Annotated in this window: 19 protein-coding genes; 9 read left to right on the forward strand and 10 right to left on the reverse strand. The window is 72.1% G+C overall.

Annotated features, from left to right (window positions below; all coding sequences use genetic code 11):
* Positions 1–2 precede the first annotated feature (2 nt).
* Both AB0C28_RS21950 and AB0C28_RS21955 read right to left on the reverse strand, forming a co-directional pair.
* The gene (locus AB0C28_RS21950; protein WP_358076790.1) at positions 3–1,610 is read right to left on the reverse strand and encodes an ABC transporter substrate-binding protein; all 1,608 of its coding nucleotides are present in this window, start codon (positions 1,608–1,610) and stop codon (positions 3–5) included.
* On the reverse strand, positions 1,607–2,740 hold the full coding sequence (locus AB0C28_RS21955; RefSeq protein ID WP_357845924.1) for a C45 family peptidase: 1,134 nt from the start codon (positions 2,738–2,740) through the stop codon (positions 1,607–1,609). Before AB0C28_RS21955 ends, AB0C28_RS21950 begins: the two co-directional genes overlap by 4 nt.
* Before the next feature lie 114 nt (positions 2,741–2,854).
* Between AB0C28_RS21955 and AB0C28_RS21960 the strand changes: the two genes are divergently transcribed.
* Together AB0C28_RS21960 and AB0C28_RS21965 are read left to right on the forward strand one after the other, a co-directional pair.
* Complete coding sequence (locus AB0C28_RS21960; protein WP_357845926.1) at positions 2,855–3,736, forward strand: MurR/RpiR family transcriptional regulator; 882 nt, start codon at positions 2,855–2,857, stop codon at positions 3,734–3,736.
* A 39-nt stretch (positions 3,737–3,775) separates the two neighbouring features.
* A complete protein-coding gene (locus AB0C28_RS21965; RefSeq protein ID WP_357845928.1) occupies positions 3,776–4,606 on the forward strand; it encodes an undecaprenyl-diphosphate phosphatase in 831 nt (276 codons plus the stop codon).
* On the opposite strand, the gene AB0C28_RS21970 is transcribed toward AB0C28_RS21965, so the two are convergent.
* Positions 4,575–5,267, reverse strand: coding sequence for a hypothetical protein (locus tag AB0C28_RS21970; RefSeq protein WP_358076793.1), 693 nt, complete (start codon positions 5,265–5,267; stop codon positions 4,575–4,577). The genes AB0C28_RS21965 and AB0C28_RS21970 overlap by 32 nt on opposite strands.
* A gap of 206 nt (positions 5,268–5,473) precedes the next feature.
* On the opposite strand from AB0C28_RS21970, the gene AB0C28_RS21975 reads away from it, so the two are divergent.
* Together AB0C28_RS21975 and AB0C28_RS21980 are read left to right on the forward strand one after the other, a co-directional pair.
* The gene (locus AB0C28_RS21975; RefSeq protein ID WP_357845932.1) at positions 5,474–6,232 is read left to right on the forward strand and encodes an oxidoreductase; all 759 of its coding nucleotides are present in this window, start codon (positions 5,474–5,476) and stop codon (positions 6,230–6,232) included.
* Between the two features lie 40 nt (positions 6,233–6,272).
* A complete protein-coding gene (locus tag AB0C28_RS21980; protein WP_357845934.1) occupies positions 6,273–7,016 on the forward strand; it encodes an SDR family oxidoreductase in 744 nt (247 codons plus the stop codon).
* Positions 7,017–7,031: 15 nt separating this feature from the next.
* Here AB0C28_RS21980 and AB0C28_RS21985 read toward each other — a convergent pair whose 3' ends face one another.
* Positions 7,032–8,012, reverse strand: coding sequence for a LysR family transcriptional regulator (locus AB0C28_RS21985; RefSeq protein ID WP_358076796.1), 981 nt, complete (start codon positions 8,010–8,012; stop codon positions 7,032–7,034).
* Positions 8,013–8,114: 102 nt separating this feature from the next.
* Positions 8,115–9,263, reverse strand: a complete 1,149-nt coding sequence (locus AB0C28_RS21990) for an MFS transporter (RefSeq protein ID WP_357845938.1) — start codon at positions 9,261–9,263, stop codon at positions 8,115–8,117.
* A gap of 90 nt (positions 9,264–9,353) precedes the next feature.
* On the opposite strand from AB0C28_RS21990, the gene AB0C28_RS21995 reads away from it, so the two are divergent.
* From AB0C28_RS21995 to AB0C28_RS22005, 3 genes are read left to right on the forward strand one after another with little or no spacing between them, the layout of a single operon-like run.
* Positions 9,354–9,764, forward strand: a complete 411-nt coding sequence (locus AB0C28_RS21995) for a metalloregulator ArsR/SmtB family transcription factor (protein ID WP_358076799.1) — start codon at positions 9,354–9,356, stop codon at positions 9,762–9,764.
* Complete coding sequence (hrpB, locus tag AB0C28_RS22000; protein ID WP_358076802.1) at positions 9,751–12,270, forward strand: ATP-dependent helicase HrpB; 2,520 nt, start codon at positions 9,751–9,753, stop codon at positions 12,268–12,270. Before AB0C28_RS21995 ends, hrpB begins: the two co-directional genes overlap by 14 nt.
* Positions 12,267–13,001, forward strand: a complete 735-nt coding sequence (locus AB0C28_RS22005; protein ID WP_357845944.1) for a hypothetical protein — start codon at positions 12,267–12,269, stop codon at positions 12,999–13,001. The genes hrpB and AB0C28_RS22005 overlap by 4 nt, the downstream gene beginning before the upstream one ends.
* A gap of 11 nt (positions 13,002–13,012) precedes the next feature.
* On the opposite strand, the gene AB0C28_RS22010 is transcribed toward AB0C28_RS22005, so the two are convergent.
* Positions 13,013–14,194: a pyridoxal-phosphate dependent enzyme gene (locus AB0C28_RS22010; RefSeq protein WP_357845946.1), complete on the reverse strand. Its 1,182-nt coding sequence runs from the start codon at positions 14,192–14,194 to the stop codon at positions 13,013–13,015.
* Positions 14,195–14,250: 56 nt separating this feature from the next.
* Between AB0C28_RS22010 and AB0C28_RS22015 the strand changes: the two genes are divergently transcribed.
* Positions 14,251–15,693: an amidase family protein gene (locus AB0C28_RS22015; RefSeq protein WP_357845948.1), complete on the forward strand. Its 1,443-nt coding sequence runs from the start codon at positions 14,251–14,253 to the stop codon at positions 15,691–15,693.
* Between the two features lie 79 nt (positions 15,694–15,772).
* Positions 15,773–17,089 (forward strand): FAD-binding oxidoreductase, encoded by a 1,317-nt coding sequence (locus AB0C28_RS22020; protein WP_358076805.1) that lies wholly within the window; start codon positions 15,773–15,775, stop codon positions 17,087–17,089.
* 89 nt (positions 17,090–17,178) lie between these two features.
* On the opposite strand, the gene AB0C28_RS22025 is transcribed toward AB0C28_RS22020, so the two are convergent.
* From AB0C28_RS22025 to deoC, 4 genes are read right to left on the reverse strand one after another with little or no spacing between them, the layout of a single operon-like run.
* Positions 17,179–18,027 (reverse strand): aldehyde dehydrogenase family protein, encoded by an 849-nt coding sequence (locus AB0C28_RS22025; protein WP_358076807.1) that lies wholly within the window; start codon positions 18,025–18,027, stop codon positions 17,179–17,181.
* A complete protein-coding gene (locus AB0C28_RS22030; RefSeq protein ID WP_357845954.1) occupies positions 18,020–18,208 on the reverse strand; it encodes a hypothetical protein in 189 nt (62 codons plus the stop codon). The genes AB0C28_RS22025 and AB0C28_RS22030 overlap by 8 nt, the downstream gene beginning before the upstream one ends.
* Entirely contained in the window at positions 18,198–19,619 is a 1,422-nt protein-coding gene (locus AB0C28_RS22035) for an aldehyde dehydrogenase family protein (protein WP_357845955.1), read from the reverse strand. The genes AB0C28_RS22030 and AB0C28_RS22035 overlap by 11 nt, the downstream gene beginning before the upstream one ends.
* A gap of 4 nt (positions 19,620–19,623) precedes the next feature.
* Complete coding sequence (gene deoC / locus AB0C28_RS22040) at positions 19,624–20,553, reverse strand: deoxyribose-phosphate aldolase (RefSeq protein WP_358076809.1); 930 nt, start codon at positions 20,551–20,553, stop codon at positions 19,624–19,626.
* Position 20,554: the final 1 nt, after the last annotated feature.

Consider the following 20,554-nt stretch of genomic DNA (forward strand, 5'->3'; position numbering starts at 1 on the left):
GCTCAGCCCTTGGCCCCGAGATCGGCCGCCCACGGGTAGCCCATGTGCACCTGCGAGGCGGGCGGGCCGGTCACCTTGGCCCCGAGCACGACCGCGTTCGGCACCTCGACCAGCGAGATCCACACCATGTCTGCGGTGAACATGCGCTGCAGCTCGATGACGTGCCCCGCGCGGGCCGCGGGGTCGGTGGTCTCCAGCGCCTCGGCCACGAGCTTGTCGTAGGCGGGCGAGCTGTACTTCACCCAGTTGTTGGCCGAGCCGGTCAGGCCGTTGTCGTAGAAGCCGATGGGGTCGGACTTGGTGATGTACCAGTCGTCGGGGACGAGGTCGACCTGGGCGCGCAGCGACTTGTCGGTGTAGAAGCTGCCGAACTCGGACGAGGGCACGGTCTTGATCTGGGCGGTCAGGCCGATCTTCGTGGCCGCGTCCACGACGGCGTTGGCGATGACCGAGCGCGACTGCTCGCCGTCGGTCGCCACCACGATCGGCTCCTTCGGCGAGCCCGCCTCCGCCACCAGCTTCTTGGCCTCCTCGATCCGGGGCGTGTCCGGAGCGCCGGTCAGCTCGTCGTAGGCCGTCTGGAACGCCTCCTTCTCGTACGACCACGCCCCGGCCCCCACCGGCACCTTCCACGGCCTGGCCAGCCCCGCGAACCCCGACTTGGCGATGCCGGCCCGGTCCACGGCCAGCGACAGCGCGCGCCGGATCTTCGGGTCCTTCATCACGCCGCGATCGGTCGGCAGCAGCACGAACACGCGCGTGGTCGCGCCGTAGGCCACGCTGACCGCCTGGTTGCTCTGCAGCGCCACGGCCGGCCCGGTGTCGGACAGGTAGGCCCCCTGCGCCGCTCCCGTGACGAGGCTGTTGACCAGCGCCGTGTCCTGGGCCCACCGGAACTCGACGGTCTTGGTGAGCGGTTTGACATCCTTGTTCCAGTACGCGTCGTAGCGCTCGATCGTCATGTGCGAGCCGGACTTCCACTCCTTGAGCCGGTACGGGCCGGAGCAGGCGTCGTCGTGTCCCGGCGAGCCGAAGTCCTCGCCCTGCGCCTGCACCGCCTTCCGGTTGAGCACGATGCCCGCGCCGCCGGCGATGGCCTGCTCGAACAGCGCGTTGGGCCGCTTGAACGCGATCGTGACCTCGTGCTCGCCGCTCTTCTCGATGGAATCGACGTCCTCGAACTCATCGGATTCGTCCATGCCCTCGCCCGCGTGCCGCTTCAGGCTCCACACGACGTCGTCGGCCGTGACCGGCGAGCCGTCGTGGAAGGTGGTGTCCTGACGCAGCGTGAGGACCATCGTCTTGGGGTCGGGGAGCTCGGCCTTCTCGGCCAGCCAGGGTTTGACGGTCATGTCGGGCTGGGTCTGCATGAGGCGTTCGCAGACGTTCGCCATGACCGTGCGGTTGGGGGTGCCGCCGTCGGAGTCGAGGTCGAGCGTGCCCGGCTCCTCGTCGAGCAGCCAGACGGCGCGGTCGAGCGGCCCGGCCGCCTTGGCGGTGCGATCGACGAGGGTGAGCTTGGCGGGGTCGGGCGCCTTGGTGGTCGCGGCGGGCCCGCCGCACGCGGCGACCAGGCCGGCCAGCCCGGCGAGGGCGAGCAGCTTCTTCACGGGGTCACTTCTCCATGCGGTCCGTCGTAGAGGTTCCAGGGCACGCGCTCGTACTCGTGGTCGCAGGGCGTGCCGGCCGCGATCAAGTAGTCGCCCGTGGTCAGGTCGACGCAGCTCGACAGCAGGGTCGCCCACCGCTTCACGGCGGGCTGGGTGAGGTCGGGGTGGGTGCAGAGGGACTCGGGGTAGCCCAGGTGGTCGGACATGGCGAACCTGATCCGCTTGCGCACCTCGTCGGTGCCGGACGCCTCGCGCACCGTACGCAGCCCGCCCTCGGCCCGGGGCACCCGGAACAGCGAGTCGGCCGAGCCGGGCCGGTAGGTGGCGGCCAATTGCGGCGGCACGAACGCCTGGTAGTGGTTGCCGTGGACGAGCAGCCCGTCGGTGGGGTACATCCAGCCGATGGCGCCGGGCGTGGTCTCCAGGTCGATCGCGAACCCGTCGCGGTGGGTGATCAGCGCGTTGCTGGCGATGTGGGCCCGCGACTTGGTCAGCGCCTCCAGCGCGGTGTTGAGGTTGTCGCTGTCGAGCACCCTGCGCCTGATCAGGGTCTGCGGCACGCCCACGGTGTCGTCGAAGCGCCCGCCGAGCCCGTTGGCGTTGAGCGCGATGCCCGCCGAGTTGGCCCCCTGCCGCCCGACCTGCCCCGCCTCCACGTGCATGATGACCGTCGGCCGGCCCGGCTGGACGACTCTGAGCACCATGAGGGTGTCGGACACGCCGTCGCGCCAGTCCCAGTTCTGGCCGGCGTAGACGTGGCCGTCGCCGGACACCTCACCGAGCAGCGCGAACGACGTGCAGCCGTCGGGCTCCATGGAGCTGAAGGTGGTGTCGTAGATGATCTCGCCACGGGCGTTGAGCGCGAGCACGTCGAGGAAGCCGACCCCGGCCCCCTCGGCGATGCCCTCCATCTCCTCGACCAGCTCCGGCGCGAACGCCCTGCTGGGCTCGATCCAGTGCGCCGCCCGTTCGACGACCTGATCCCATGACAGGCCGCTGGAGTGCGCGAACGCCTCCGCGTAGTAGGTCAGCGCGCGTTCGATGCGCTCGCGCGCCTGCTCGCCGTACTGGCGGCCGCGGTCGCGAGGAGCGCCGGAGATCTCGACGAGAGGCAGGGATGTGAGGCTCAATGGTGCTCCTTGGACCGACCCGGAGCCTGTAATGTCCATTTCAGGAGGCGGCGAGTCTGTAGCGGTCGTTTCCAAGACAGGGTAATGAGCGCTACACAGGAGTCAAGAGCCGTAATGGAAAATACACACAGCCCGGTCGAACAGCTCAGGGCCCAGGTACGACAGCTCTGGGAGGAGCTGTCACCGGCCGAGCGGGCGGTGTGCCAATACCTGATCTCCGCCTCACCCGAGCAGATCCTCTTCGCCAGCGCGCAGGAGCTGGGCACCGCCACCGGCACCAGCAACGCCACGGTGGTGCGGACGATGCAGCGGCTCGGCTTCGGCGGCCTGCCGGGGCTCAAGCGGGCGCTGGCGGCCGAGTTCACCTCGGCGGTGGCCCCCGACGTCCGCCTGCGGCAGCGCGTCAGCCACGTCGGCCAGGACCTGACCGGCATCTGGGAGCGGGTCTTCGACGAGGCCCGCGAGCGGGTCGAGCACTGCAGGGGGCTGCTGGACGCGGAAGCGTTCAAGAAGGCGGTCGAGCTGCTGGTGGACGCGCCCGGCGTGTTCGTCTACGGCGCGGGCGCCTCCGAGCCGGCCGGTCATCACCTGGCGCTCAAGCTCAACCGGCGCGGCCACCGCGCCCGCGCCGTCGCCACCACCGGCTTCGCCCTGGCCGACGACCTGATCCAGCTCGCGCACGGCGACGTGCTGGTGATCTTCCAGCCGGCCCGCAAACTCAAGGAGCTCACCGTGCTGATCGACCGGGCGCACGCCGTGGGTGCGAACATCGTGCTAATTTCCGATGAACTCGGCGGATCGTTCGCCGACCGGGTGGACGCCGTGCTGGCCGCCCCCCACACGCCCACCGGCATCACGGCCGAGCCGCTGACCGGCATCATCGTGGCCGACGCGCTGCTGCTGGCGCTCGACTCGCTCGACGAGCCCCGTTCGGTCGAGAACTCCCACCAGCTCAACGCGCTGCGACGGCAATTGCTTGACCCTCGATTCCGCTAACCTCACCTCGTCACTTCCGCGTGCTGGAAAGGTGTCGTCGTGATCGGCTGGCTAGAAGCGGTGATCTTGGGGTTGGTCCAAGGGCTCACGGAGTTCCTGCCGATCTCCTCCAGCGCCCACATCCGGGTGGTCTCCGCGCTCGCCGGCTGGAAGGACCCAGGGGCGGCGTTCACGGCGGTGATCCAGCTCGGCACCGAGACGGCCGTGCTGATCTACTTCCGCAAGGAGATCTGGGAGATCATCTCCACCTGGACGCGCTCGCTGTTCGACAAGAGCCTGCGCGGCCACTGGGCGGCCCGCATGGGCTGGTACGTCATCGTCGGCACCCTGCCCATCGGCATCCTCGGCGTCACGCTGAAGGACCAGATCGAGACCAGCTTCCGCGACCTGCGCCTGGTGGGCACGACGCTGATCGTCTTCGCCTGCATCCTCTGGTACGCCGACCACACCGCCCGCAACAAGCTCACGCTGGAGAAGCACCTCAGCTTCCCCCACGCCATCATCTACGGCTTCGCCCAGTCACTGGCCCTGATCCCCGGCGTCTCCCGCTCGGGCGGCACGGTGACCGCCGGCCTGCTGCTCGACTACCGCCGCGAGGACGCGGCCAAATACTCGTTCCTGCTGGCCATCCCCGCCGTGCTGGCCTCGGGGCTGTTCGAGCTGAAGGACATCGGCGAGGGCCCGGCCCCCGCGTGGGGGCCGACGATCCTCGCCACCGTCATCTCGTTCGTCGTCGGTTATCTGGCGGTGGCCTGGTTCCTGCGTTACATCAGCACCCACCGCTTCACTCTCTTCGTGATCTACCGAATCCTCCTCGGCGTCTTCGTCATCTTCGCGGTCAGCCTCGGCTGGATTCCCGCTCAGGGCTGACCCGCGGCGCCGGATAGTAGGCCGCCCACTCCTCGTCGCCCATGCGCAGGATCTTCCAGCCGATCCAGCCGAGCGCGGCCACGGGGGCGGCCCAGAACGGCACGGTGGCGGGGCCGTACGAGACCGCGAACGACCCGAGATAGCCGGCCGTCACCACCGCCGGCGCCCACCACCCGACGAACCCGGCCCGCCACACGGCCGCGGTCAGCACCGGCAGGCCGAGGAAGCCGAAGAACATCCACGGGAGCTGGAACCCGAACATCACGCCGGGCAGCCCCAGCATCTCGTCCATGATCCGCTGCGCCTCCTCCGGCGGGTGGTGCCGCCCCAGCCACCACTCCACGGGATCGGTGAGCAGCAGCCCCGACAACTGCAGGTAGCCGAGCATCGTGAGCGCACCGGCGACGTGGCCGAGCCGGGTCGCCGCGCGCCTGGTCAGATGCACGAGGCCGAGCACGGCCACGGCCATGAGCATCCAGCTCCAGTGGTAGAGCACGGACTGGATCTGGGCGAGCACGGGGTTCGCGCCGAAGCTGACCGCCTCCCGCTCGTCGCCCCAGGTGCCGGGATCGACGACGACGGCGAGGGCCTGGAGCAGCGGGGCCACGATGAGCAGGACTCCTGCCGTGACGCGGCGAAAGGTCACCTGATCGCTGAACATGGCGCCGACGGTAGGCGCCTTGAGCACCGCCCGTCGTCCGCCTGCCGGGCTACCGCCCGTCCCCTTCGCGAATGACCCGCCATAGGAATCTCCTATGGCGGCCGCTCGGATTTCGTCTTTGCTTCGCATTCTTTTTCTTGCGTACGGTGAACCTGCTCGGCCCGCGAATATCCGCGCCGAGCGAATTCGGCGATTCAGGAGGGGCCATGACGCTCGGAAACGGATCAGGAGAGCTCAAGGGAAAACGAGCTCTCGTCACGGGAGGTTCCCGGGGAATCGGGGCGGCGGTCGTGCGGCGGCTGCTTGAGGAGGGCGCCGAGGTGCTGGCCACCGCCAGGACGACCGCGTACCCGGCGCCGGAGGGGGCCGCCTTCGTGACGGCCGACATCCGCACCGAGGCCGGAACGCGGGCGCTGGCCGCGACCGTCCAGGAGACGTTCGGCGGGGTGGACATCGTGGTGCACAACGCGGGTGGCGCCCGGGCCGGCGACAGCGCCGTGACGATCCCCGACGCGGACTGGCAGGACACGCTCAACCTCAACCTGCTCGCGGCCGTACGGCTGAACGCCCTGCTCACGCCGGGGATGCGGGACCAGGGGTCGGGGGCGATCGTGCACATCTCCACCGCCGCGCTGCTCCCGCCGGTGCCGGTCTTCGCGCACTACCAGGCGGCCAAGGCGGGGCTGGAGAGCTACAGCCGGGCGCTGGCCGCGGAGCTGGCCCCGTACGGAGTCCGGGTCAACGCCCTGGCCCCCGGCAGGACCGCCACCCCCGGCGGCGAGGAGACGCGCCGGCGGTGGGCGAGCACCGCCGCGGAGTCGGGCGCGACCGACACGCCGCCGCTCGGGCGCGAAGGCCTGCCGGGCGACATCGCGAACGCGGTGCTCTTCCTCGTGTCCGACCAGTCGAGCTGGATCACCGGGACCAATTTCTCCGTGGACGGCGGCGAATACCCCAGGAATTGACGACGAACTGTCGTTGTTCACCAACGAAGGAATTGTATTCATGGGTAAATACAGTGGCAAGAATGTCGTGGTCACCGGTGGCAGCAGCGGCATCGGGCTCGCCATCGCCGAATCGCTGGCGGACGGCGGGGCCCGGGTGGCGATCACCGGCCGTTCCCAGGCCGCGCTCGACGCCGCGCGGGAGCGGATCGGCGAGAACGCGGTGGCCGTCCGCGGCGACGTGTCCTCGCTCTCCGACCTGGACACGCTGGCGGACCGGGTGAAGACCGAGCTCGGCACGGTCGAGGCGTTGTTCGTCAACGCGGGCATCACCGCGCTCACGCCGCTCGACTCGACGACCGAGCAGGCGTACGACGAGCTGTTCGCGGTCAACGTCAAGGGCGCCTTCTTCACCGTGCAGAAGCTCGCCCCGCTGCTGAGCAGGGGCGCCGGCGTCGTCCTGACCACCTCGGTGGCCGGCGTCGTCGGCATCCAGGACACCAGCGTCTACGCGGCCGGCAAGGCGGCGCTGCGCTCCATGGCCCGCAGCTTCTCCCGCGAGCTGCTGCCGCGCGAGATCCGCGTCAACGCGATCAGCCCCGGGCCCGTCGACACGGGGGTGCTGGAGCGCACGATGTCCAAGGAGGCCGCCGCGGAGTTCATCGCGGAGCGGGTCGCGGACAATCCGATGAAGCGGCTTGGCGCCCTCGACGAGATCGTGGCCGCGGCGGCGTTCCTCGCCTTCGACGCGACGTACACCGCTGGGGTCGAACTCGCCGTGGACGGCGGCGTCACCCAGCTCTGAGCGGGCGCGCGGCGTTCACCCGGCTCTGAGCGGGCGCACGACGTTCGTCGCGGCTGTCTCGTCGTGCGGCTCGTCGTGCGGCTCGTCGTGCGGCTCATCGGCGTCCGACCGGCGGAGGGAGGCGGAGCTGTCCCAGGTCTCCTGGCGCAGGAGCTCAAGCAGCGCGGTCGCCGCCGGACCCGCGTCGGGGTGGACCACGGCGATGACGGGCTGCGAGACGACCGGGGACATCGGACGCGCGAGGTGCTCGTAGCCGCGGGGCACCGCGGAGGCCGGGACGAGCGTCACGCCCAGGCCGTGGGCGGCCCAGCGCACCGCCGTCGCCGTCTGGGACACGCGGGCGACCGTGGCCGGCGTCAGCCCGTTCTCCTCCGACACCTCCTGCAGCACCCCGTCGAGTGCGCTGTCGCGGTCGAACCTGACCCACGGTTCCCCCTCCAGCGCACGCAGGTCCACCCGGTCGGCGGCGAGCAGCCGGTGCCCGGCGCCCAGCACCGCGACGAACTCCTCCTCGCCGAGGCGATGGGCGTCCGCGGGGCCCCGACGGCAGGCCGCCATCAGGGCGAAGTCCGTGACCCGCCTGCGGCACAGCTGCTCCAGCTCGGCGGAGCTCGACTCTTCGAAGACGGTGACCTCCAGCCGCGGGAAACGGCGGCGCAGCACGCCCAGCGCGCCCGGCAACTGGCGGGTGCCGAATCCCAGCTGCGCCGCGACGGCGAGCTCGCCCACCATGTCGTCCGCGCCGGCCCGCGCCGTCTCCCGCGCTCGCCGCGCCGCGTTCACCGCGATCTCGGCCTCCTGGAGGAAGGCCCGGCCGACCGCGGTGGGCACGAGCCCGCCCGGCGTCCGGTCGAAGAGCGTCACGCCGAGGTCGCGCTCCAGGTTGCGGATCTGCTGGGACATCGACGGCTGGGCGACGCGCAGCGTTTCCGCCGCCGCCGTCACCGAGCCCTCCGTGGCGACCGCCAGGGCGTACTCGAACTGGCGCAGACTCATCGGCTCCCGTCTCCTCCCGGGGAGGCAACGCGGTCCGCCCCGTCGTCATCGTGGTCCCGGAGTGCTCCAACGTACTCTCCTCCAGAACCCTTCCCCGGACGTTCAGCCGACCGGTTCGGTCACCTGGGGGACGAGCTTCGGTGCGCGGTAGGTGGCCAGGGTGAACAGCAGGGCCAGCAGGCCCAGTCCTGCGGACAGGGCGATCACGCCGATCCGTCCGTACGCGTCCAGTGCCACCCCGCCGGCCAGGCCCGCCACGAACAGGCCGAAGTACTGGGCCGACGACAGCAGGCCGAGGCCGATCGAGACGTTGCCCGGCATCGTGGTGACGGTCCTGAACTGCTGCGCGGGGGCGATCATCCAGCCGACCGAGCCCCACAGGAAGCCCCACACCAGCGCGATGGGCAGGGCGAGGTTCGCGACGGGGATGAGCAGGACGAACACGAAGGCGGCGGTCATCCCGATCAGGATCATCCGGCGCGGCCCGTACGCGTCTGACAGCCGCCCGCCGAGCAGGTTGCCCACGATCCCGCCCAGTCCCCAGGCCCACAGCAGCGCGGGCAGCGGCAGGTCGAACAGCGAGCCGATGTAGGTGTAGGCGCTGAACCCCGACGCGAAGACCAGCAGTTGCGTGGCCATCACCGCCAGCACCCGCCGGTCGCGCAGCGGCTCGAACCGTTCCCGCAGCCGTCCGGACGTCGGGAGCCGCACGTCGGGCACCAGCGCGGCCACCCAGACGAGCCCGAGCAGGCCCAGCCCCGAGACCATCCACAACGTCGCGCGCCAGGTCACCGCCTCGCCCAGCCAGGTGCCGAGCGGCACGCCGATGGCCGACGACACGCTCAGTCCGCCCATCACCAGCGCCAGCGCGCGCCCGCGCCGGTCGGGCGGGGTCAGCGCGTTCGCCACGGCCGACGAGGTCGGCGTGAACATGGCCGCCCCCGCCGCGGCGATCACCCGGGTGAGGACCACCAGCGGGTACGTCGGCGCCAGCGCGCTCAGCACGTTCCCGGCCACGAACACCGCCATGGCCAGCAACAGCAGCGTCCTGCGCGGCAGGTGGATCGTCAGGGCCGCGAGCAGGGGCGACAGCACCGCGTACGCCAGCGCGAACACCGTCATGAGCTGGCCCGCGGCCGACCGGGAGACCCCCAGGTCGGTCGAGATCGGGCCTAGCAACCCGGCGGTGACGAACATGCCCGTACCGATCGCGAAATTTCCGGCGGCCATCGGATAGAGCCGTGAACTCACGGAAGCCTCCTCCAGCAAAAGTTTGACGCCCATCAAACTGACCTATAGTTGGATCGTTGTCAAACAATGAGACGAAGGTAGGCTTCCGCCATGCGCCTGCTACCGCACCCGGCTACGGAGGACATCGAGCTCACAGAGGTTCTGCGGGCGCTGTCCGACCCCGTACGCCTGCAGATCGCCATCCGTCTCGCCCTCGCCGGGGAGCTGAACTGCACCACGGCCGCCGACGACCTCGGGGTGCACAAATCCACCGCTTCGCACCACTATCGGGCGTTGCGGGAGGCCGGCGTGGTCGTGACCAAGCAGGAGGGGCGGCTGAAGTACATGAGCCTGCGCCGCGCCGACCTCGACGTCCGCTTCCCCGGGCTCCTCGACGCGATCCTGCGCTCGGCGAACCGACCCTCAGGACGCACGGCCTCCGCGCACCGGGCCGCTGCGGGAGGCCCCGAGGAGCAGGTCGCCAGGGAGCAGGTCACCGAGCGGGCCGATGCCCGTGCCTGACGGCGCCCCCTCCCCAGGCAGGGTCCCGCCCTCCCCTCAGGGTGCCCTGCCCATCCACCAGGTGGTGCCCGAGCTGCTGTCCGCGCTCGACGGGCACGGCAGCGCGGTGCTGACCGCGCCGCCCGGCACCGGCAAGACCACAGTGGTGCCCCTGGCGCTGGCCGAGGCGGGCATGCGGGTCGTGGTGGCCGAGCCGAGGCGGATGGCCGTACGCGCGGCGGCCCGGCGCATGGGCGTGAGCTACACGATCAGAGGCGAGCGGCACGTGGGCGCCGATCCCAGGGTCGAGGTCGTCACGACCGGCGTGCTGCTGCAACGGCTCCAGCGGGACCAGGAGCTGGCCGGGATCGACGCGGTCATGCTGGACGAATGCCACGAACGCCACCTCGACGCGGACACGGCGCTGGCGTTCCTGCTCGACGTACGCGAGACGCTCCGCCCCGACCTGCGCCTCCTGGCCACCTCCGCCACCGCCGACGCCGCGCCGTGGGCCGAGCTGCTCGGCGGCCCCGTCGTCGCCGCCACCGGCAACACCCATCCCGTGGAGACCGTCTGGGCCCCGCCGCCGCGCCCGGTCGCGCCGCCGCACGGCCTGCGCGTCGATCCCGCGCTGCTGTCGCACGTGGCCTCGGTGGTACGCAGGGCGCTGGCCGAACGGGACGGCGACGTGCTGTGCTTCCTGCCCGGCGTGGGCGAGATCGCCAGGGTGGCCGGGATGCTGGCCGGGGACGTCGAGCAGTTGCTCCAGGTGCACGGCCAGGCGCCGGCCCACGTCCAGGACGCCGTGCTGTCGCCGGGGGCGGGGCGCAGGGTGGTGCTGGCCACGTCCGTCGCCGAGTCGAGCCTGACCGTGCCCGGCGTGCGGGTGGTGGTGGACTGCGGGCTGGCCCGCGAGCCGCGTACCGACCACGCACGCGGCCTGGGCTCCCTCACCACGGTCAGGGTCTCGAAGTCCTCCGCCGCCCAGCGGGCCGGCCGGGCGGGCCGCGAGGCGCCCGGCACCGTCTACCGCTGCTGGACGGCGGCCGAGCACGAGCGCCTGGCCGGCCAGGCCCGGCCGGAGATCGCGCTCGCCGACCTGACCGGCTTCGCGCTCCAGGCGGCCTGCTGGGGCAGCCCCGACGCCCACGGCCTCGCCCTGCTCGACCCGCCGCCCGCCGCCGCCATGTCCGCCGCCACCGGCACGCTGCGGCTGCTCGGCGCCCTGAACGACGCCTCCCGCGTCACCGCCCGTGGCCGGCGGATGGCGCTGGCCGGGGTGCACCCCCGGCTGGCCAGGGCCCTCCTCGACCTCGGCCCCCGGGCCGCCGAGGTGGTGGCGCTCCTGTCGGAACAACTGCCCAGGGACGCCTCCGACGACCTGGTGGAGGTCTGGCGCACGGCCCGCCGCGGCGGCACCGGCTTCGCGGCCCGCTGGCGCCAGGAATCCACCCGCCTCCGCCGCACCGCCACCACCGCAGACGCCGACGCCGGCGCCGCTCGGCGCACCTCCCCGGAAGCCGCCGGCCACGCCTCCCCCGGCGCCCACCCCACCGGCGTGGCTGCTCGCGGGCGGGAGTTGTCGGATGACGCGCTGGCCGGGATGGCGGTGGCGCTGGCGTTTCCCGAGCGGGTGGCGCGCAGGCGTGGCGGCGGGTTCCTCATGGCCTCGGGCACCCAGGCCCAGCCGGCCGAGGGTTCCAGGCTCGGGACCGCTGAGTGGCTGGCCGTCGCGGTCGCCGACCGCCCGACCGGCTCGACCTCGGCCCGTGTCAGGCAGGCGGTGGTGATCGACGAGGCGACGGCCAGGCTGGCGGCCGGCACCACGGTGGAGGACGAGGTCGAGTGGAAGGTGCCGCCGGGCGAGCGCCGCGGCGACGTGTCCGCGCGCAGGGTCGAGCGCCTGGGCGCGATCGAGCTGTCCGCCAGGCCGCTCAAGGACGCCGACGTCAGTGCGGCCATCCGGTACGGCCTGCGTACGGAAGAGCTGCTGACCTGGACGAAACAGGCCAAGGACCTGCGCGACCGCCTGGCGTTCTGTCACCGGGCGATCGGCCCGCCCTGGCCGTCCATGGACGCGCTCATCGAGCTGGCGGACCAGTGGCTGGAGCCCGAGCTGTCCAGAGCCCGCCGCCGCGCCGACGTGGAGCGCATCGACGTCGCCTCGGCGCTGCGCCGCCTGATCCCGTGGAGCGAACGGCTGGACGCGGTCGCCCCCGAACGCCTGGAGGTCCCCACCGGCTCGCACATCCGCCTCGACTACTCCGGCGAGCAGCCGGTGCTGGCGGTGAAGCTGCAGGAACTGTTCGGCTGGCAGGAGACGCCGCGGATCGCGGGCGTGCCGGTCGTCGTCCACCTACTGTCGCCCGCGGGCCGTCCGCTGGCGGTGACGGCGGACCTGGCCTCGTTCTGGCGCGACGCCTATCGTCACGTACGCGCGGAGATGCGCGGCCGCTACCCCAAGCACCCCTGGCCGGAAGACCCGCTCACCGCGCCGCCCACCCGCCGCACGAAGGGACGCTCATGACCGACCGGCAGGCCGTCCCGCCGGACGAGGAGACGCCCATGACCGACGCGCAGGCCGTCCCGCCGCCCATGACCGGCTGGCACGGCTGGCAGGCCGTGGCGGCCCGCGACAACGCCGCGTGGTGCGACCTGATGTGCCGCGCCCACGGCAGGCCGGGCACGTTCACCGAGCGCTCCTGGACCAACCCGGCCAGGACCCCGCCCTTCTACCCCGACGCCGTCACGCTCTCCCCTGACGCCACGGCGGCCGACGTGCTCGGCCGCATCGACGCGGGTCCCGGCGCGTCGGTCAAGGACAGCTTCGCCACGCTCGACCTGCCGGGCTTCGAGGTGCTGTTCGAGGCGCGCTGGATCCACCGCGCCGCCCCCGATCGCAGGCCCACCGACTGGGCGAGGGTCGAGGACGCGGCCACGCTGCGCGATTGGGAGCGGGCGTTCGGCGAGCCCGGCCTGTTCCCGCCCGCGCTGCTCGCGGAGGCGACGATCGTGTACGGCCGGACGAACGGCGAGATCACCACCGGCGCGGTCCTCACCACCAGCGCCACCGGCCCCGCCGTCGGCGTCTCCAACGTCTTCGGCCCCGACGAGGACGCCGCCTGGCAAGGCACCCTGGCCATGGCCGCCGAGCTCTTCCCCGGCCGCCCCCTGGTCGGCTACGAGATCGACCCCACCACCGCCATGAGCCACGGCTTCACCACGACCGGCCCACTCCGTGTCTGGATCAAGCCCTGAGGCCCCGTACCTCAGCTCACGAGATCGTCCAGCGTCGGGTTCTCGATCACCGGATAACGCTCCCCACCCACCCCCATGTCCTTGAACCCGCTGGACGTCGCCACACACACCACAGGCCCGTCAAAAGCGCGCCGCGACCTCCGATACCCCGCCACCCCCGCCACGCCTGACAGCTCCTGCCACAGCCCCTGCCCGGCCAGATCCCGCTGGGCCCGCCGCAGCTCCTCATCGGTCACCAGCACGGCCTCTCCGCCGCTGTCGCGCACGGCCAGCACGCCCCGGTGCCCGCCGACGGTGCCGGCGACCCCGTACGCCTCCGTGGGACCCAGCTCGACGATCGCGGCGGGCGCGCCGGTGGCCAGGGCCCTGGCGTGGGGCCCGCCGGCGGCCGTCTCGCAGGAGAACATCCGCGGCGTCCGCTCGGCCAGCCCGAGCAGCCGCAGCTCGGTGAAGCCCTTCCACACCCCGTAGAGCAGCTCGGCGTAACCGGTGGGCACGAAGACGGCCGCGGGCACCGCCCTGCCGAGCTGCAGGAACAGCTCGTACGCGATCGTCTTGTAGCCCTCGGCCCCGAACGGGTGCCCGGTGTGGGTCACGGTCTGGTTGCTGACCGGATGGTAACCGAGCCGGTCCACGACCTCCCGCAGCAGCGGCCAGCGCGCCGCGACCGGCACGGACACGACCTTGGCCCCGTACGCGCGCGCGAACGTCTGCACGGCCGGCGGCGAGTCCGCCGAGGAGAGCACGATCGCGGGCAGCCCGGCCCTGGCCGCGTAGGCGGCGGCCGAGGCGCCGTGGTTGCCGGATGAGGCCACGACCACGCCGGGCGCGCCGGCGACCACGGCGGCGCTGACCGCGACCCGGTTGAGCCGGTCCTTGTGCGACCACGTCGGATTGCGTGACTCGTCCTTGACGTGCACGTCCCCGAACTCCACCAGCGGTGTCCCGCCCTCGCCCAGCGTGGGCACCGCCAGCGGCGGCAGCAGCGGGGACCAGCGCGCGATATCGGGGCCAGGCGCCTGGTCGAACAGGGCGCGCTCCACCTTCGCGTAGTCGTAGACGACGTCGAGCGGATAGGCGATCTCGTCGGTGCTGGTCCTTGGGCAGCCCCGCGTCAGCGGCGGGAACAGGGGATATTCGGCCGTGGGGTCGCCCAGCGAGCGCTGTCGCAGGGCGAGCGAAGGTCCGTTCACGTGGATCGACCCTATCGAGCCTCGCCACGATGAGTGAAAATGTGCACACTCGAATCATGTTGTGGGCAGGCAGGTCCGCCATCGAGATCGCGACGGCCGTACGGCACGGTGACATCAAGGCCACGACCGTCGTCGAGGAGCATCTTCATGCCATCTCGGAGCGGGACACCAGGGTCGGGGCGTTCCGTGCGGTCAGGGAGCAGGCCGTGGAGGAGGCGCGGGAGCTGCAGAAACGGCGTGATCTGCCGGATCTGCCGCTCGCGGGCGTGCCGGTCGCGGTCAAGGACAACCTGGAGGTGGCGGGCGAGGCCACCCGCGGCGGGTCGGCCGCCACTTCCGACGTGCCGGCGGCCGAGGATCACGTGACGGTGGCGCGGCTGCGCGCGGCGGGCGCGGTGGTGATCGGCGTGACCAACCTGCCGGAGCTGGGGCTGGTGGCGTTCGGCGACAGCGCGTACGGCATCGTACGCAATCCATGGAACCCCTCGCGCACGGCGGGCGGATCGTCGGCCGGCAGCGCCGCGGCGGTGGCGGCGGGCATGGTGCCGATCGCGCTCGGCAACGACGGCATGGGCTCGTTGCGCATCCCCGCGGCCTGCTGCGGCGTTCTGGCGATCAAGCCGGGCGCGGGCCTGGTGCCGCCGCCGACGGACGACTGGGACCGGCTGACGGAGAACGGCCCGATCGCCACCACCGCCGCGGACCTGTCGCTCGCGCTGTCGGTGCTGGCCGCGGACCCGTCGCTGGCGGAGGCGTGGCGCGGCGGCTGCCGGGTGGAGCCCGCGCCGCGCATGCTGCGCTCGGTCTGGGCCGACGACGACGAGGTGTGGGAGCCGCAGCCGCCGCCCGCCGGCCCGGAGCCGTTCGACCTGCGGGTGGCGTACGCGCCGCAGCCGCTGCCGCCGGGGTTGTCGGTCGACAAGGAGTTCAGGGCCGCGGTGCGCGGGGCGGCGGAGACGCTGCGCCTGGCCGGGCACACGGTGGTCGAGCACGACGGCACGCTGCCCGCCTGGCTCGGCCCGGCCACGGTCGCGACGTGGCTGGTCAGGGCGGCCGAGTCGGTCGAAGGGCTGGACCGGTGGCGGCTCGAACGCCGTACCCGCGCGCTGGCCAGGGCCGGCCGGGTGCTCGCCGCGCTCAAGCTGGACGGCGCGCGGGGCCGCGAGCGCTGGCACGGTTACGGCGCCGACCAGTGGCTCGGCGACGCGGACGTGCTGGTCATGCCGGCCCTGGCCGCCGTCGCGCCGAGGGCCGAGCGCTGGGGCCGGCGTGGCCTGCTGCACAACGCCTCGGCCAACATCAGGTACGCCCCCGCCACGGGCCCCTGGAACATGTGCGGCTGGCCCGCCATGGCCGTGCCCCTGGCCACCCATTCCAGCGGGCTGCCGATCGCCGTGCAGCTCGTCGCGCCGCCCGGCGGCGAGCCCCACCTGCTGGGCCTGGCCGCCCAGCTCCAGGCCGCGCATCCACCGCTCAGGCCGCCGGGCTTCGCCTACTGAGGCTTCCATAACGATTGCTTCTGGCGATCAGCAGATCTATCTCTTGGACTTATGGAAGCGCCGCCGACAGGCTGGAACCATGAGTTCCACCCTTTATCGGCATGATTCCGGATATGACGCCGAGCGAGCCGGCTTCCAGACGCTCGCCTCCCACCGTCCCGAGGTGATCGTCCCGGCCGCGAGCCCCGATGACGTGCGGCGGGCGGTGTCCCACGCCGCCGCGCGCGGCCTGCCCGTCGCGGTGCAGGCCACCGGGCACGGCCTGCCCGTCCCCGCCGAGGGCGGCCTGCTCGTCACCACCGGCAGGATGAACGCCGTCACGATCGACCCGGCCGCCGGCACCGCGCGCATCGAGGCGGGCGTGCGCTGGGAACAGGTCATCGCCGCGGCGGCCGGGCACGGGCTGGCCCCGCTGTCCGGCTCGTCGCCGGTCGTGGGGGCGGTGTCGTACACGCTGGGCGGGGGGCTCGGGCTCATGGCCAGGCGCTACGGGTACGCCGCCGACCAGGTGCGCGCCGTGGAGGTCGTCACGGCCGACGCCGAGCTCCGCCGCGTCGCCCCTGAGGGCGACCCCGATCTGTTCTGGGCGCTGGTGGGCGGCCGAAGCAACTTCGGCGTGGCCACCGCGCTGGAGATCGGCCTCGTCCCCGTCGAGCGGCTCTACGGTGGCGCGCTCTACTTCGGCACCGACCTGGCCGGGCCCGCGCTGCGTGCCTGGCGGGACTGGACCCGGTCCCTGCCCGAGGAGCTGACCTCCTCGATCGCCGTCATCCCGTTCCCCGACTCCCCGCACGCCCCCGCGCCCTTCCGCGGCCAGACCGTGGCCCACGTACGCGTCGCGTTCACCGGGAACGCGGCGGAAGGCGAGGAACTGCTGGCTCCGCTGCGCGCGGTCGGCCCCCGGCTGATGGACACCGTGGGCGAACTGCCCTACACCGGCTCGGCCGCCATCCACAACGACCCCACGACGCCGTCCGGCTACCACTCCACCCATTCCCTGCTGCGCGAGCTGCCGGAGGAGGCGCTGGAGGCGCTGCTCGGCGCGCGGGCCGTGATCGAGGTGCGCCACCTCGGCGGCGCGCTGGCCAAGCCTCAGTCGGTGGCCAACTCGGTGGGCAACAGGGACGCGCTCTACTACGCCGGCATGCTGACCCCCGGCCTGGCCCCCGGCGCGGACCTGACGGCCGTGCGCGCGGCCCACGAGGCGGTCAGGCGGGCGCTGGCGCCGTGGGCGACGGGCGGACAGGTGCTGAACTTCCTGTACGGCGACCAGGCCACGCCGGAGAACGTGCGCAGGGCGTACGAGCCGGGCGACTACGAACGCCTGACCAGGCTCAAGGCCGCATGGGACCCGGAGAACCTGTTCCGCCTGAACCACAACATCCCCCCGGCCTGAGACGAGGCCGAGGGGACGCGGTGATCAAACGCGGTGATCAAACACGGTGATCAAATGTGCTGATCAGATGCCGGGATCCGACACGACGATCAGATGCCGACGGGGTGCCAGACCGTCTTGGTCTCCAGGAAGGCCGTCATGCGCCCGATCCCGGGATCGGCCCCCCAGTCCTGCGCCGCCGCCGGCCGCAGCACCCGCTTGAGGTTCTCCGCCGCGGCCTGCTCGCAGCTCAGCGCCAGGTCGGCGTCAGCGACCCCGGTCAGGTCGATCGCGTTGACGTCCATGTGCGCCGCCAGCCACGGAGCCAGCTCGCCCTGCCGCCCGGTCAGCACGTTGACGACGCCGCCCGGCAGGTCGGAGGTGGCCAGCACCTCCGACAGCGTGATCGCGCCCAGCGGCGACGGCTCCGAGGCGACCACGACACACGTGTTACCGGTCACGATCACCGGCGCCACCACCGACACCAGGCCGAGCAGCGGATCGGCCGGCGCGACGACGGCCACCACGCCGGTCGGCTCGGGCGTGGACAGGTTGAAGTAGGGCCCGGCCACGGGGTTGGCCGCGCCGTGCACCGAGGCGATCTTGTCGGACCATCCGGCGTACCAGACCAGCCGGTCGACGGTGGCGTCCACCTGCTCCAGGGCCGCCCGCTTGCCGCCGCCGAGCTCGTCGGCGAACTGCGCGCGCCGGCCCTCCAGCATCTCGGCGACGCGGTAGAGGATCTGCCCCCGGTTGTACGCGGTCGCGCCCGACCAGCCGGGGAACGCCTTGCGCGCGGCCACCACCGCGTCGCGGGCGTCTTTGCGCGAGGCCCGCGAGGCGTTGGCGAGGAAGTCTCCCTTGGCCGAGGTCACGGGATAGGACCTCCCACTCTCCGAGCGCGGGAACGCCCCGCCGATGTAGAGCTTGTAGGTCTTTTTGACGGACAACCTACTCATCGCCGCGCCCCTTCCACGTGGACTCCTGCTCCACCTGCACCGGTACGAAGATCTGGCCGCACCGGCTGACGCCGCAGCGGTGGGCGAACCAGCCCTCGCGCACCGGGCGGCCGGCCCTGGCGAAGGCGTGGCCCCGGGTCGCCTGATCGCGCCGGCGCGGCCGGCGACTGTCACACCTCAAGGTAGGCCTCCAGACCGTGGCGTCCGCCCTCACGCCCGAACCCGGACTCCTTGAACCCGCCGAAGGGCGAGGCCGGGTCGAACTTGTTGAAGGTGTTGGCCCAGACCACGCCGGCCCTGAGCCGGTCGGCCATCCACAGGATGCGCGAGCCCTTCTCGGTCCACACGCCCGCTGACAGTCCGTACGGCGTGTTGTTGGCCTTCTCCACCGCCTCGGCCGGGGTGCGGAAGGTCAGCACCGACAGCACAGGACCGAAGATCTCCTCCCTGGCGATGCTGTGGGACTGCGCCACCCCGGTGAACAGCGTCGGCGGGAACCAGAACCCCTTGCCGGGCAGCTCGCACGCGGGCGACCAGCGCTCGGCCCCCTCGGACTCGCCGAGGTCGCTGAGCCGCCGGATCTTGGCGAGCTGCTCGGCGGAGTTGATGGCGCCGATGTCGGTGTTCTTGTCCAGCGGGTCGCCCAGGCGCAGCGTGCCGAGCCGGCGCTTGAGCGCGGCCAACAACTCTTCCTGGATCGACTCCTGCACCAGCAGCCGCGAGCCCGCGCAGCACACGTGGCCCTGGTTGAAGAAGATCCCGTTGACGATCCCCTCCACCGCCTGGTCGATGGCGGCGTCGTCGAACACGATGTTCGCGGCCTTGCCGCCGAGCTCCAGGGTGAGCTTCTTGCCGGTGCCGGCCACCGTCCGCGCGATGATCCGGCCGACCTCGGTGGAGCCGGTGAAGGCCACCTTGTTCACGTCGGGGTGGGCCACCACGGCGGCGCCGGTCTCGCCCGCGCCGGTGACGATGTTGACCACGCCGGGCGGCAGATCGGCCTGACGGCAGATGTCGGCGAACAGCAGCGCGGTCAGCGGCGTCGTCTCGGCCGGCTTGAGCACCACCGTGTTGCCGCAGGCCAGCGCCGGGGCGATCTTCCAGGCCAGCATGAGCAGCGGGAAGTTCCACGGGATGACCTGGCCGGCCACGCCGAGCGGCCTGGCGCTGCCGAAGCCGGCGTATTCCAGCTTGTCGGCCCAGCCCGCGTAGTAGAAGAAGTGGGCGGCCACGAGCGGCACGTCCACGTCGCGCGACTCGCGGATCGGCTTGCCGTTGTCGAGCGACTCCAGCACGGCCAGCTCCCTGGCCCGCTCCTGGATGATCCGCGCGATGCGGAACAGGTATTTGGCGCGCTCCGCGCCGGGCAGCGCGCTCCAGACGCCGAACGCCTTGCGCGCCGCCTGCACGGCGCGGTCGACGTCGTCGGAGGAGGCCGTGGCGACCTCCGCCAGCGTCTCCTCGGTGGCCGGATTGACGGTCTTGAACGGAGTGCCGGAGCCGTCGACGAACTCACCGTTGATGAACAGCCCGTAGGAGGACTTCAGGTCAACGACGTCGCGCGACTCGGGGGCCGGTGCATATTCGAACATCGTCTCAGTCCAGGGTGAAGTAGTCGGGGCCCGCGTAGCGGCCGGTGGCCAGCTTCTGGCGCTGCATCAGCAGGTCGTTGAGCAGCGACGAGGCGCCAAGACGGAACCATTCGGGGGTGAGCCAGTCGTCGCCCGCCGTCTCGTTGACCAGCACCAGGTTCTTGATCGCGTCCTTCGTCGTGCGTATCCCGCCGGCCGGCTTCACGCCGATCTGGCGGCCCGTCGCGTCGCGGAAGTCGCGTACGGCCTCCAGCATGATCAGCGTCACCGGCGGCGTCGCCGCCGGGGCGACCTTGCCGGTGGAGGTCTTGATGAAGTCGGCGCCGGCCAGCATGGCCAGCCAGGAGGCGCGCCGCACGTTGTCGTAGGTGGCCAGCTCGCCGGTCTCCAGGATCACCTTCAGGTGAGCCGCGCCGCAGGCTTCCTTCACCGCGACGATCTGTTCGTAGACCTTCATGTAGTGGCCGGACAGGAAGGCGCCTCTGTCGATCACCATGTCGATCTCGTCGGCGCCCGCGGCCAGCGCGAGCGCGGTGTCGCTCACCTTGACCTCCAGCGAGGTGCGCCCGCTGGGGAACGCGGTGGCGACGGAGGCGACCTTGACGCCCGTGCCCTTCAGCGCCTCGACGGCCACCGCCACCAGGTCGGGATAGACGCAGACGGCGGCCACCGAGGGGGCGTCGCCGCCGGGCCGCACGGCCTTGGCGCACATCGCGCGCACCTTGCCGTCCGTGTCGGCTCCTTCGAGGGTCGTCAGGTCCACCATGGAGATGGCCAGGTCGATGGCCTGGGCCTTGGCCGTGGTCTTGATCGAACGGGTGCCGAGCATCGCCGCCCGCTGGTCCGCGCCGACCCGGTCAACCCCGGGCAGGCCGTGCAGGAAGGCTCGCAACGCCGAGTCGGACGAAGCGACGTCCGCGAGCGAGGTAGTCACA

This window comes from Nonomuraea sp. NPDC048892, assembly GCF_040649735.1.
In the GTDB taxonomy this organism is placed as follows: domain Bacteria; phylum Actinomycetota; class Actinomycetes; order Streptosporangiales; family Streptosporangiaceae; genus Nonomuraea; species Nonomuraea maheshkhaliensis.

What these genes read in the sequence shown, in the direction of transcription:
- AB0C28_RS21960 (WP_357845926.1), top strand. Translation starts at nt 2,855, where the DNA reads ATGGAAAATACACACAGCCCGGTCGAACAGCTCAGGGCCCAGGTACGA.
- AB0C28_RS21970 (WP_358076793.1), bottom strand. Translation starts at nt 5,267, where the DNA reads ATGTTCAGCGATCAGGTGACCTTTCGCCGCGTCACGGCAGGAGTCCTG.
- AB0C28_RS21975 (WP_357845932.1), top strand. Translation starts at nt 5,474, where the DNA reads ATGACGCTCGGAAACGGATCAGGAGAGCTCAAGGGAAAACGAGCTCTC.
- AB0C28_RS21980 (WP_357845934.1), top strand. Translation starts at nt 6,273, where the DNA reads ATGGGTAAATACAGTGGCAAGAATGTCGTGGTCACCGGTGGCAGCAGC.
- AB0C28_RS21985 (WP_358076796.1), bottom strand. Translation starts at nt 8,012, where the DNA reads ATGAGTCTGCGCCAGTTCGAGTACGCCCTGGCGGTCGCCACGGAGGGC.
- AB0C28_RS21995 (WP_358076799.1), top strand. Translation starts at nt 9,354, where the DNA reads ATGCGCCTGCTACCGCACCCGGCTACGGAGGACATCGAGCTCACAGAG.
- hrpB (WP_358076802.1), top strand. Translation starts at nt 9,751, where the DNA reads ATGCCCGTGCCTGACGGCGCCCCCTCCCCAGGCAGGGTCCCGCCCTCC.
- AB0C28_RS22005 (WP_357845944.1), top strand. Translation starts at nt 12,267, where the DNA reads ATGACCGACCGGCAGGCCGTCCCGCCGGACGAGGAGACGCCCATGACC.
- AB0C28_RS22015 (WP_357845948.1), top strand. Translation starts at nt 14,251, where the DNA reads ATGTTGTGGGCAGGCAGGTCCGCCATCGAGATCGCGACGGCCGTACGG.
- AB0C28_RS22020 (WP_358076805.1), top strand. Translation starts at nt 15,773, where the DNA reads ATGAGTTCCACCCTTTATCGGCATGATTCCGGATATGACGCCGAGCGA.
- AB0C28_RS22025 (WP_358076807.1), bottom strand. Translation starts at nt 18,027, where the DNA reads ATGAGTAGGTTGTCCGTCAAAAAGACCTACAAGCTCTACATCGGCGGG.
- AB0C28_RS22035 (WP_357845955.1), bottom strand. Translation starts at nt 19,619, where the DNA reads ATGTTCGAATATGCACCGGCCCCCGAGTCGCGCGACGTCGTTGACCTG.